This is a genomic window from Labilibaculum euxinicum (assembly GCF_963678175.1).
Lineage (GTDB): Bacteria > Bacteroidota > Bacteroidia > Bacteroidales > Marinifilaceae > Labilibaculum > Labilibaculum euxinus.
In genome coordinates, this window is record NZ_OY782756.1 from 2,929,120 (window position 1) to 2,941,197 (window position 12,078).

At 38.4% G+C, this 12,078-nt stretch carries 10 protein-coding genes and 1 riboswitch; of the genes, 8 read left to right on the forward strand and 2 right to left on the reverse strand.

The features are described 5' to 3' along the window. Positions 1–22 precede the first annotated feature (22 nt). From ACY0M5_RS11640 to ACY0M5_RS11655, 4 genes are all read left to right on the forward strand, one after another. Entirely contained in the window at positions 23–3,349 is a 3,327-nt protein-coding gene (locus tag ACY0M5_RS11640) for a SusC/RagA family TonB-linked outer membrane protein (protein WP_461629236.1), read from the forward strand. Positions 3,350–3,360: 11 nt separating this feature from the next. After that, the gene (locus ACY0M5_RS11645; protein ID WP_461629237.1) at positions 3,361–4,701 is read left to right on the forward strand and encodes a RagB/SusD family nutrient uptake outer membrane protein; all 1,341 of its coding nucleotides are present in this window, start codon (positions 3,361–3,363) and stop codon (positions 4,699–4,701) included. Between the two features lie 94 nt (positions 4,702–4,795). After that, positions 4,796–5,566, forward strand: a complete 771-nt coding sequence (locus tag ACY0M5_RS11650; protein ID WP_461629238.1) for a LytR/AlgR family response regulator transcription factor — start codon at positions 4,796–4,798, stop codon at positions 5,564–5,566. 142 nt (positions 5,567–5,708) lie between these two features. Further along, positions 5,709–6,557: a carboxylesterase family protein gene (locus tag ACY0M5_RS11655; RefSeq protein WP_461629239.1), complete on the forward strand. Its 849-nt coding sequence runs from the start codon at positions 5,709–5,711 to the stop codon at positions 6,555–6,557. Between the two features lie 81 nt (positions 6,558–6,638). Here ACY0M5_RS11655 and ACY0M5_RS11660 read toward each other — a convergent pair whose 3' ends face one another. After that, complete coding sequence (locus tag ACY0M5_RS11660; RefSeq protein WP_461629240.1) at positions 6,639–7,274, reverse strand: flavodoxin family protein; 636 nt, start codon at positions 7,272–7,274, stop codon at positions 6,639–6,641. 159 nt (positions 7,275–7,433) lie between these two features. Next, positions 7,434–8,264, reverse strand: coding sequence for a nitroreductase family protein (locus ACY0M5_RS11665; protein ID WP_461629241.1), 831 nt, complete (start codon positions 8,262–8,264; stop codon positions 7,434–7,436). A 109-nt stretch (positions 8,265–8,373) separates the two neighbouring features. Further along, a riboswitch (TPP riboswitch) is annotated at positions 8,374–8,466 on the forward strand. Positions 8,467–8,523: 57 nt separating this feature from the next. Here ACY0M5_RS11665 and ACY0M5_RS11670 point away from each other — a divergent pair. The 4 genes from ACY0M5_RS11670 (at position 8,524) to ACY0M5_RS11685 (ending at position 11,726) form a co-directional block, all read left to right on the forward strand. Continuing rightward, positions 8,524–9,294: a sulfide-dependent adenosine diphosphate thiazole synthase gene (locus ACY0M5_RS11670; RefSeq protein ID WP_461629242.1), complete on the forward strand. Its 771-nt coding sequence runs from the start codon at positions 8,524–8,526 to the stop codon at positions 9,292–9,294. 1 nt (position 9,295) lies between these two features. Further along, positions 9,296–9,907, forward strand: coding sequence for a thiamine phosphate synthase (gene thiE / locus ACY0M5_RS11675; RefSeq protein WP_461629243.1), 612 nt, complete (start codon positions 9,296–9,298; stop codon positions 9,905–9,907). Further along, a complete protein-coding gene (gene thiC / locus ACY0M5_RS11680; RefSeq protein ID WP_461629244.1) occupies positions 9,907–11,181 on the forward strand; it encodes a phosphomethylpyrimidine synthase ThiC in 1,275 nt (424 codons plus the stop codon). The genes thiE and thiC overlap by 1 nt, the downstream gene beginning before the upstream one ends. 251 nt (positions 11,182–11,432) lie before the next feature. Continuing rightward, positions 11,433–11,726: a hypothetical protein gene (locus ACY0M5_RS11685; RefSeq protein WP_461629245.1), complete on the forward strand. Its 294-nt coding sequence runs from the start codon at positions 11,433–11,435 to the stop codon at positions 11,724–11,726. Positions 11,727–12,078 lie beyond the last annotated feature (352 nt).

The window sequence follows — 12,078 nt, forward strand, 5'->3', positions numbered from 1 at the left end:
TAACCATTAAAAATACAAATTTATGAAAAGACTGCTAAGCCTGCTTTTGATCTTGCTTCCCGCTTTTGGCTGGGCACAGGAAATGAAGCAGATTAAAGGAACGGTTCTCTCGGAAAGTGATGGAGATGTTCTAATTGGTGCTTCGGTTTACATTGATAAGTCAACCATTGGTGCCGAAACCAATATAAAAGGGATTATTGAGAACATTACATTGGGAACAATTACCGATTTTGATGGAAACTTCACATTGGAAGTTCCTAAAGAATTGAATACAATTGCCTGCAGCTTTTTGGGTTTCGAAACTCAAATGGTTGATATTACAGGAAAATCATTTATCACAATTAAACTTAGCGATTCAACAAGTGAATTGGGTGAGGTTGTTGTTACCGGCTATCAGAAAATCGAAAAACGCAAGCTGACTTCGGCAGTTGTTAAAGTGAATGCTGACAATATCAGACAAGCTGGTGTTCCAAACGTGGATCAGATGTTGAGTGGTCAAATCGCTGGTGTGACCAGTATTGTTCAAGGTGGGGCACCTGGGGCTCCGGCAAAAATCCGTATTCGTGGAACAGCATCATTAAACGGAACACAAGATCCGTTGTGGGTTTTGGATGGAATTCCTTTGGAAGGGAACGAAGTTCCTGATTACAACGACAAAGACAATATCGATCAGCTGTACAATTCTTCTGTTGGTGGTTTAAATCCTCAGGATATTGCTGATATTACAATACTAAAAGATGCTGCGGCTACTGCAATTTATGGTGCCCGTGCGGCAAATGGGGTGATTGTGATTACAACTAAAAAGGGTAAAGCCGGACAAATGAAAGTGAATTTGACGAGTAATACTTCTTTTATTTCACGACCTGATTTTAGCAAGTTGAATTTGATGAATTCGAATGAAAAGGTGGATCTGGAGATGGCTTTGGCCGGTCGTACCGATCTTACCTATAACAGTCAGTATGGCAGTATATCACAAATTTTGAATGCAAATAATGATTGGGACAATTACCAAACAGGTGGTGTTTCAGCAATTGCACCGGAATCATTAGCGGCTATAAATGCATTAAGAAGTGTAGATGCTAATCTGGAAGATGAATTGTATCAGAATGCGGTGAATCAAGATCATAGTTTGAGTGTTTCCGGTGGAAGTGATTTGGCAACCTACTATTTTTCCTTAGGTGCTCATACCGAAAAAGGAACAACTATCGGTACATCGCTTAATCGTTACAATGTAACCTTAAAAACCGATTTTAACTTACGTGATAATTTAAGATTGGGAGTTAGTTTATTTGCCAACGAACGCAAAAGTAAATCTTACCTTACCGGATCAAGTAAATTAACAAATCCTGCAAACTACGTACGTTTAGCGAATCCTTATTTAAAATTGCGCGATGAAGATAATAATTACGTGTATAATGTTGATGAGGATGGCTTGTATAACATTGCCTACATTCCTTTCAATATTTTAGAGGAAAGAGCAGGAACACAGAATAAATTAAAAGGACAAAGTGTTAACGCTATTTTAGATTTAGAATGGGATCTGAATTCTCATCTTAAATTTCGTACTCAATACGGCATTCAAATAGACAAAACAAATACTAAAAAGGAAGCGGAAGAGGAGACTTTCTTTGCCAGAAAAGAACGTCACAAAAGCCGCTATTTTTCAGGAGGAAAACCATTCTATTTTATTCCAGAAGGAGGAGTTCTTCAAAATTGGGAAGCGGATAATAGTTCTTATAATTGGAAAAATATTATAGAGTACAATCAACTTTTTAATGATCAACATGAGGTTGGATTGATGGTTGGTAATGAATTACGTCAAAATGAATTTACTCAGATTTATTCTGCAGCTTACGGATGGAATGCCGAAAGAATGACCTCTAAACCAGTTATTTTTAGAGATGAAACTGATGCAAAATCATTTCCATTGTTCAGTAAAGTGTATAGAAAGAACCGCTATGCTTCCTTTTTTGCAACGGCTTCTTACACTTACGACAGGCGTTACACTTTTTTTGGGAGCATTCGTTTCGATGGTTCAGATTTGTTTGGTGTTGATCCGAAATACAGATATTTGCCTTTATACGCTTTAAGTGGAGCTTGGAATGCCAGCGAGGAGAGTTTTTTAAGTGATATTGATTGGTTGAGTCGTTTGAAGTTTCGTGCATCTTACGGATTGCAGGGAAATATTGATAAAGAAAGTTCCCCATACATTATTGGTACACCTACTACAGTTTCCAATCTTCCGGGAACCAACGAAGATGGTATTGATGTTAGTGGTTTGCCAAATGATAAATTGCGTTGGGAAAAAACTTCTACTTACAATATTGGTACTGATCTCTCTTTATTTCATCATGCTATTCGTATGAGTTTTGACTATTACGAAAGAAAAGGAACAGATTTGATAGGAACTCAGAATCTTCCACATGAGACTGGTTTTAGTGCCATGTCTGTAAACTGGGCTGAAATGACAAATAAGGGTTGGGAATTGAGCATTGCCACCCGTAATGTTAAGACTGAAACTTTCGAATGGAATACCAGTTTTAATATTGCTCACAACGAGAACAAAGTACTAAAAGAAAAAATTCCGGCAAATCAGTTTTTACCATCCCGCGAAGGATATTCGGCTAATTCAGTTTGGGTAATTAATACAAAGGGCTTTGATGAGAACGGATATCCTTTGTTCGATAAGAATGGAACGGCTGTAACAGGAAAAGAGTTTTTTGATCTATACGATCAATATGCTGATTTTTGGCCGGGCAATTATGCAGGTTCAAATTTAACAACTGAGCAAGTGCGTGGGCTTTTCACATATGCTGGTGATTCAGATCCTAAATATTCCGGTGGTATTATCAATACTTTTAAGTATAAAAATATTGATTTGGCTGTCTCAGCGAATTTTAACCTGGGGATGAATATTTTGGCTCAGCCGGATTACAGCATGACCGAGTATGACCGAGGAAGAAACACATCACGTAAATTATTGGATGTAATTAATGGAACCAATAAAAACCTGCCAAATTTATTAGGCTCTACGTCGGCTGACGGTGCCTATTGGATGGAAAAACAGTGGTACGATAACATTGATAATGCAGGAACATACCGTCATTTGGATACTTGGTTGAAAAAGGTAAATTACATGAGAATCAGTAGTATTCGTTTGGGTTACACCTTGCCAAATGCAATGTTAAAGCGCATCAAATTATCAAACGTACGATTCAGTTTAGAAGCCCGAAATCCATTTGTTATTTCCAATGGATATGATGGCTATTTTGATCCGGAATCATATGGTAATATTTACGCTCAGCCACAGCAAAAATCATATACTTTAGGTGTTAATTTAACTTTCTAATGACTTACACAATGAAAAAATTAAATATATACATTGCCCTGTTGTTGGCGGTTGTGAGCTTTTCTGCCTGCGATAATTATTTGGATGTAAAGCCAAAAGACCGGTTGATTCCAACAACAACAGATGATTTTCGGGCTTTACTGACAAGTGCATACAATGGAATTCCTGCCGATAAAGGAAGAATTGCTTTTAGAACCGATGAAGTAAAGTTGAATGAAACAAAATATGATCTTACAGAAGTTCAGGATATCTATTTATGGAATGATGTCAACCAATCATCAAACACATTGGGTTTTTCATGGCAGCAATATTACAAAATGATCATGTATGCCAATCACATTATAGATGCTGGTGCTGATGCAACCGAAGGAAGTTCTGAAGAAATTGATCAAATTGTTGGAGAAGCTTACTTATTGAGAGCTTTAATGCATTTTAATCTGGTAAATCTTTATGGTTTGCCTTACAATTCAGCCACTGCTAATACCGATAAAGGCGTGCCTCTTTCATTAAAAATTGATACGGAAGCTGAATATTTTGCCAGTAGTGTGGGTGAGGTTTATACACAAATAGTATCAGATATTACAGATGGAATAGCGAAGTTGAACATTGAAACTTACGAAACAGGATTGAATTATCGTTTCAGTAAGTTGGCCGCTTTGGCCTTTCAATCAAGAGTTTATTTGTATATGGGTGATTTTGAAAATGCAAGAAAATTTGCTCTGGAAGTTCTAAAAGTGAAAGCTGATTTACAGGATATTAGTGTTGATACTTCGGTATTACCTTATGCGTATACTTCTGTTGAAAGCATTTTGGCATTAGAAGATGTAATTTCATCAATGGTTGAAAATGCGTCGTTTATTTCTGACAATATGAAAGCAGCTTTCAATCACGATAACGATAATCGTTTTGGAATGTATTTTAAAGATTCAGATGATGTAGCGGGCGAATTTATAATCACTAAAGAGCATCAAAGTACTACCAAATGTACATTCAGAACATCTGAAATGTATTTGACAATTGCTGAGTGTGCTGCAAAACTAGACGATTTGGATCAAGCTCGAAACTATTTAAATCAGTTGAAAGCAAAACGTTTACTTACTGATTTTTACAATACAGAAGTAACTCGTATTGCTGGATTAAACAAAGCAGAATTAATTGCAGAAATTGCAAATGAGAGATATAGAGAGTTTGCTTTTGAAGGACATCGTTGGTTCGATTTACGAAGAACAACTCAAGAGCAAATTAATCATGCCTATAAAACAGAGTCAGCGACTCTAAATCAGGGCGATCCCCGTTATACGCTCCGTTATCCGGATGAAGCCATAAACAACAATCCAAATTTGAGTAATTAGGTTAATTAGCATATCAATAAAATGAAATTAGGGGTTTTCCATTACGGATTGCCCCTTTTCTTTTGTAATTTGGTCGGATAAAAATTAGATAAAAATGATCAAAGTAGCTATTGTTGAAGATGAACGTTTGGCGTCACGGGAACTGGAAAAAATGTTACTGGATATACGGCCAGATAAAATTGAAATTAAAGCTCATTTAGAGAATGTTGAACAGGCTGTGCAATATCTGTCCGGGCATAAGCTTGATTTGATTTTTATGGACATACACCTTGGTGATGGCAACAGTTTTGAGATCTTCGATCGGTTGGAAATTACCACACCTGTTATTTTCACCACAGCCTACGATCAATATGCAGTACAGGCCTTTAAACAATGCAGTGTAGATTATTTACTAAAGCCGATGGATTCTGAAGATGTGGAAGCAGCCATCACAAAGTTCGAGACAATGTTTCAGGAGAAAGAATCTCTTGATTTTAGTGCTCTTCAGAAATCTTTAAACAGCTTAATGACTGGTGATCAATACCAGGAGCGGTTCATGGTGAGTCGGGGCGACAGACTCAGTTCATTGGAAGTTGAAAAAGTGGCCTACTTTATGGCAGACGGTAAGGCGCTTTATCTATTTGGATTGGATGGGAACCGTTATCTTTTTGATGGCACTCTGACATCTTTGGAAAGCAAATTGAATCCGAAGCGTTTTTTCCGGGTTAACCGCAAATTTATCGTTAGTTATCAAGCCATTGAAGATATGCACTATTATTCAAAAAACAGAATAAAATTAAATCTCAAACCCAATCACCCGGAATGTATTGATGCTATTGTTAGTCAGGATCGGTGTACTGAGTTCAAGAAATGGTTAAATCAGTAAACCTGAAATACAAGGTCTGCTAAAAAGTGTGAATTATTTAACACAGAGTCATTATTATAGTATTCTTTTCGTCTAAATGTGATTTCATCCCGTATTATTGCATAATTAAAATTTATTGATAATTATAAAATAATTTCGTGTCATGAAGAACTGTGTTCTTGTATCCTTTTGTATTCTTATTTCGTTTTGTTCTGCTTCTTGTTCCAGTGATGATAGTTTATCCAAGGCAGATTACTACAACCTTTCCAATTTGCCTTTAGATACCGGCGGAACTCATTCAAGCCACATATTGGCAGAAGCTAATGCTCCCTATGGTTACTACGCTTATCAACCCGCAGGATACGATGATGATAAGGATTCGATGTATCCTTTACTGATTTTCCTGCATGGATCCGGTGAAAAAGGCAACAGCGCCAAACATCCCGAATATTTGGAACGGATTCTTGTTAACGGGCTTCCAAAAATGATTGAAAATGGAAGTTGGTCACCAAAATATCCTATGTTGGTTATTTCTCCTCAATGTCATGACGATGGCTGGCAAGCCGACAAAATAAAGCGCTTTGTTGAATTCATTATAGAGAAATACAAAGTGAATGAACGCAGAATATACATGACCGGAATAAATATGGGCGGTTTTGGATGCTTTAGTTATGTGGGGACTTGTGGCGATGAATCTCATGTAACTGCTCTTGTGCCCATTTGTGGTGGTGGAAATACAGCACAGGCAGTAAAATTTAAAAACATTCCTGTTTGGGCATTTCACGGAGAGAGTGATGCAACGGTTGCACCTTCCAAATCAAAAAACATGATTGAGGCAATAAACAGCATCAATCCGACAGAAAAAGCTAAAATTACATTGTACCCTGATGTTGCACATGACTCATGGACGTACACATATGAGGGAATCGGAATGGGGAAAGAAAATGCAGACTATGATGCATTTAGCTCTGATATTTATATCTGGATGCTGGAGCATGAGAAAAAAGAATAAGTGTTTGAAATATCGCTAAAAAAATAAAGCCATTACTCTTGTTCAGGAATAATGGCTTTTTTTCTATTGACAGTACTTATTCTATCGAATAAAACTGGTGTATATTTTCTTCTCCTGTACCGGAGCTTCTACCTTATTTTTTCCCTGATCAATTAATTGCAGCAGATAAGCCATGTTCCTACCCAAAACTCTCATAATCTGCATGCCTTCTTCATCCTGTAAAACTTCACCTGGAGTCGTTCCGTGAATTACATTCCAATAATTTGATGTCGGAACCATCATTTCTGAATAGTTGAGATAATTGTTCAGTTCGTTAAAGGTTGGCAATCCTCCCGAACGACGAACCGCAACAACCGAAGCACCAACTTTGTGGCGAAACAAATTGCCGTTTGCACCACTCACATAGAATGCCCGGTCTAAAAACGATTTCATATTTGCTCCCAAAGAGGCATAATGAACTGGTGAGCCAAGCAGAATGCCATCGGCTTCTTTCATCTTTTGAATCCATATGTTTACATCATCTCCTGTTAGTACACACTTTTCATCCTTGTTTTTAGCACACTGACCGCAGGCGATACAACCTTTTACTCCTTTATTTCCAACATGCACGATCTCTGTTTCAATACCTTGCAGTTCCAACTGCTCTGTTACTAATTTAAGGGCATGGTAAGTGTTTCCTTCTTTTTTCGGACTTCCGTTAAATGCGACTACCTTCATTTTGCAAGTTTTATTGTTTTTGTGATTTCAGATTCGTGGAAAATTGATTGGTTTACACCAATTGAAAGTGTAAAATTAAGCAGGAACTGAATACAATTGTTTTAATGAAATGTTAATAGAATAAATCTATTGTAAGTATCTCTGAGGAATACAGGCTTCTTATTTTTCAAGCTTTATCCGATTCACTTTTAAGCCTTCCGATTGAATTCCCCGGGCATATTTTACGGCAGATTTACCAAACAGCATTACATATCCAATCGTATGATCTTTTGGTATGCCAATCAGAGTGCGTAATTCAGGATCAATATCATCTATTGCCCATTTTATCATTCCGTTCCAAAGTGTTCCTATTCCGTGTGAGTTGGCTATTAATTCAAAATAACTCAATGTAATTAAACAATCTGCCATTGGTGAAGCATCAGCAGATCGGGCAGAAGCAATAATTAGGTGTGGAGCATCTCTAAAAATAACATCTATACCTTTAGTTTCCCATAATTTCTGATAGGACAGCAGGAATTGAAAGCGTTTCTCCAGTGTGCCTGATTCTCTGGCATTTTTCAGTGAATCGTACACTTTTAACCGGAATAAGTCCAAATCCTCTTTGTTGTCAATTAACGACAGTAAAACAGCATTGTCGTTATGTCCTGTTGGTGCATGCGCAGCCGTTTCAATCAGTTCCTGAATTAATTCCTTATCGATGGTTTCTTTTTTGTATTTTCGGATCGAGCGTCTTGTTTTTATCAATCTGCTGATTGCTTCAGGCTTTGGCATTTCATCTTTTGCAGAAACACTGTCTCCCGGATTTTTTCCTAATATCGAAAGTGCTGCCGTAGGACAAATGGCTAAACAATGTTGGCATTTTAAACAATTCGTCTCCTTTTCTTTTCGGATGACAGGCTTTGGATTCAATTCTATAATACCAACCGGACAATCCTGTGCACAAAGACCGCACTCAATACATTTATCTTCCTCTATTTTAAAATCTAACATTGTTTGCAAGCTTATTATTGGCAGGCAAAGATAATTTATCCCGGGAATTAATCCATAAAATATTCCCATGCGAAGAGCCTGTTCCGGGTTTTTATTTTACATTTGCATTTATATAAACTAGGGGTGCCTAACTTTAAGGCTGAGATCATACCCTTTACCTGATCAGGATAATGCCTGCGTAGGAAAGTAAAGAAAAGTCTGCTTTTTTGGAGTAGGACCGCCCCTGTTTATTACTATTATTCACTTAATAAACAATAAAATGGAGCAAATTGTATCTGCAGGAATCGTCGATTCCTATTTTAAAAAACTCAAAGAAAATTTATCGGTTGATGTGGCCATTGTCGGAGGTGGACCTTCTGGACTAATCGCATCCTATTATCTCGCAAAGAAAGACTTTAAAGTTGCTTTGTATGAAAGTAAACTGGCTCCAGGCGGAGGCATGTGGGGCGGTGCCATGATGTTTAACGAGATAATAGTTCAGAAAGATGCACTGCATATTCTTGACGAATTAAATATTTCCTATACAAACTATCAGGGAGATTATTACACGCTTGATTCTGTGCATGCAACCTCCGCTTTAATTTACCATGCTACGCAGGCAGGAGTAAAAATATTCAATTGTTCTTCTATTGAAGATGTTGTTTTTCAAAATGACAGGGTATGTGGTGTTGTTCTAAACTGGGCTTCGGTTCGCCGGGAAAAAATGCATGTCGATCCTTTGGTGATCATGGCAAAAGCAGTGGTTGATGGCACGGGGCACGATTGTGACATTGTTCGCACCTTGGAACGTAAAAACGACGTGAAGCTAAACACAAAAACAGGTAAAGTGATGGGGGAATACTCTTTGTCGATAGATGAAGCTGAGCGAACTACTGTAGAAAACACCAAAGAAGTATACCCTGGATTGTATGTATCAGGTATGGCATCGAATGGTGTTAGCGGTGGTTTTCGAATGGGACCTATCTTTGGAGGAATGCTTCTTTCCGGTGAAAAATTAGCTGGTTTAATTGCTGAAAATTTAAGTAAATAAGATGAAGGACTTTGGTTTATACATCATCATTACAAAGCCTCACTCTTCATATCGTTCCATTGCCGAATCGTGTGTTGAGCGGGGAGTCAGGATGCTGCAGCTGCGCGAAAAATCTTTATCCGATAAGGAATTAATTAAGGTTGGAAAAGAAATCAGAGACATTACCAGAGGAAGTGAAACCAGTTTTGTGATGAATGACCGTGCGGATATCGCAGCAATTTGCGAAGCTGATTGTTTACATCTCGGACAAGATGATATGAGTTTGGAAGAAGCCCGAAAAATTGTTGGAGATATGAAAATTGGTTTGTCAACTCATTCTATTCAGCAAGTGAAGGAAGCGCTTGTTCAGAAGCCTGATTACATAGGTTTTGGCCCGGTATATCCAACCAATGCAAAAGCCAAACCTGATCAACCTGTAGGCATTGAACAACTAAAGCAAGTATTGAATATGGCGACCATTCCTGTGGTGGCAATCGGAGGAATTTTTCCCGAAAACATACAGACCATTCTAAGTGCAGGAGCAAAAAATATTGCCATGGTGCGGCATTTTATGCAAACCGATCAGTTTGATGAAAGAGTTCTGGAGTTTACTAATTTAATAAACAAGAAATAATGATTACACAAATAGAAAAAGCCAAAGAAGGCATTATTACAGCAGAAATGAATATCGTTGCAAAAAACGAAAGAGTTGATGTTGAATGGCTGCGAAATGAGATTGCACAGGGGCGGATTGTAATCCCCAAAAACAAAAATCATGATTTTCCGGTTGTTGCAATTGGTAATGGTTTGCGAACTAAGGTGAATGCAAACATGGGTACATCCGAAAAGCATTGCCATTTTGAAGAAGAACTGAAAAAAATGAATGTTGCCATTCAGTATGGAGCCGATGCGATTATGGATTTGTCAACGGGCGGCGATCTGCACATTATTCTTCAACGAATACTTCAGGAATCTTCCGTAATGGTTGGAACGGTTCCTATTTATGGGGTAGCAACACGTTTGCTGGCCGAAGGAAAAGAGATTAAGGAGCTCGACCCGGAAGATCTGTTTCGTGAAATTGAAATTCAGGCAAAAATGGGGGTTGATTTTATGACCTTACATTGTGGTATAACTAAGGTTTCTCTTTCCTTTCTTGAAAATGATAAAAGAGTATGCGGGATTGTAAGCCGGGGAGGAGCTTTGCTCAAGCGCTGGATGAAAGAAAACGGGAAGGAGAATCCATTGTATGAACAATACGACCGGGTTTTGGATATTTGCAAACAATACGATGTAACCATTAGTTTAGGAGATGGTTTGCGTCCGGGAGCAGGTGCTGATGCTACCGATCGGGCACAAGTTGCAGAATTGCTGGTTTTAGGGGAATTGGTGGATCGCGCCAGAGACAAAGGCGTTCAGGTAATGGTAGAAGGCCCCGGCCACATGCCTTTGGATCAGATTGAAGCCAATATGAAATTGATGAAAAGACTTTGCAGCGAAGCGCCGTTTTACGTGCTGGGGCCTTTGGTTACCGATTCGGCTCCCGGATACGATCACATTGTGGGAGCAATTGGGGGTACGATTGCAGCCATTCACGGTGCCGATTTTCTGTGTTACGTAACGCCTGCCGAACATTTGTGCTTGCCCGATGTTAAAGACGTAAAGGAAGGTGTAATTGCAAGCCGGATTGCTGCACATGCTGCCGATTTAGTGAATAATGTGGCAGGTGCCCGTCAGCGGGATTTAACGATTTCGAAAGCACGTTACGATCTGGATTGGGAGACAATGTTTACGAATAGTATCGATCCGGAATTGGCCAGAAAGAGGAAAATGGAGTCGGAAAGCAGTGAAGAGGATCATTGTACCATGTGCGGGAATCTGTGCGCAGTTAAAAATGATAAAAGCATGTAAGTATGGACCTCAATTTTACTAAGGAGGTCATTTTAAGGATAATAAAATCAGGGAAGCCTTAATTGGTAAAAACGAAGTTTATCATTTTGAAAAGAGGAGGAAGAATTTTGAATATCAATATAGAACCGGCTGTACTTTGTTTAAAGCCGGCTCCTGTTTTTTGGGAGAAAATGAATCAATTCTGAATTCGTATCGTCTGACTTCTGATTATTTAGATGAGCATTATTCCCTTTGCAGGATCAGTTTTAAATATGGCCGTTTTATTTTATAAAAATGGGCATCTGCTTGCGTGGATGTCCATTTTAGCAAAATACAAAGCCCTCTCACTTTCGTGGATGTTCATTATTGCGATGCACAAGCCCTTCGGAGTTTTGAAAATGCGTGTTTTAGCTACACACAATGCTCTCGGAGTTTCAAAAATGCCGATTTTACCTACACACAATGCCCATATTTTTTTGGGAATGCCCGTTATTGGGGAACACAAGCCTTTCGGAGTTTCAAAAATGCCGGTTTTAGTGACACACAATGCTCCTATTTTTTCGTAGATGCCCATTTTTGAGCCACACAAGCCCTTCGGAGTTTCAAAAATGCCGGTTTTAGTCACACAAAAGACCTGTGTTTTTTTGTGGATGTCCATTTTAGTTACACACACATGCCTCGGAGTTTCGAAAATGCCACCCTCGTGTACTCTGTAAGTCCTGTATCATATAAAAACTTTCAATAACGATCTGTTAAATAATGATTCGAATGCCGATATCAACAAGGAGAGATGGATATATTCATGGAACTGTGTTAAAAGCCTTAATCAATAATTAATACGGTATCGTCTTTTTTGTTGTTTAATTCAGTTTCTCAGCCTTGCAATTTCCCTTCGATTTTGCAACAACAAGTGCTTCG

What these genes read in the sequence shown, in the direction of transcription:
- ACY0M5_RS11640 (WP_461629236.1), top strand. Translation starts at nt 23, where the DNA reads ATGAAAAGACTGCTAAGCCTGCTTTTGATCTTGCTTCCCGCTTTTGGC.
- ACY0M5_RS11685 (WP_461629245.1), top strand. Translation starts at nt 11,433, where the DNA reads ATGGCCGTTTTATTTTATAAAAATGGGCATCTGCTTGCGTGGATGTCC.
- ACY0M5_RS11645 (WP_461629237.1), top strand. Translation starts at nt 3,361, where the DNA reads ATGAAAAAATTAAATATATACATTGCCCTGTTGTTGGCGGTTGTGAGC.
- thiE (WP_461629243.1), top strand. Translation starts at nt 9,296, where the DNA reads ATGAAGGACTTTGGTTTATACATCATCATTACAAAGCCTCACTCTTCA.
- thiC (WP_461629244.1), top strand. Translation starts at nt 9,907, where the DNA reads ATGATTACACAAATAGAAAAAGCCAAAGAAGGCATTATTACAGCAGAA.
- ACY0M5_RS11650 (WP_461629238.1), top strand. Translation starts at nt 4,796, where the DNA reads ATGATCAAAGTAGCTATTGTTGAAGATGAACGTTTGGCGTCACGGGAA.
- ACY0M5_RS11655 (WP_461629239.1), top strand. Translation starts at nt 5,709, where the DNA reads ATGAAGAACTGTGTTCTTGTATCCTTTTGTATTCTTATTTCGTTTTGT.
- ACY0M5_RS11670 (WP_461629242.1), top strand. Translation starts at nt 8,524, where the DNA reads ATGGAGCAAATTGTATCTGCAGGAATCGTCGATTCCTATTTTAAAAAA.
- ACY0M5_RS11660 (WP_461629240.1), bottom strand. Translation starts at nt 7,274, where the DNA reads ATGAAGGTAGTCGCATTTAACGGAAGTCCGAAAAAAGAAGGAAACACT.
- ACY0M5_RS11665 (WP_461629241.1), bottom strand. Translation starts at nt 8,264, where the DNA reads ATGTTAGATTTTAAAATAGAGGAAGATAAATGTATTGAGTGCGGTCTT.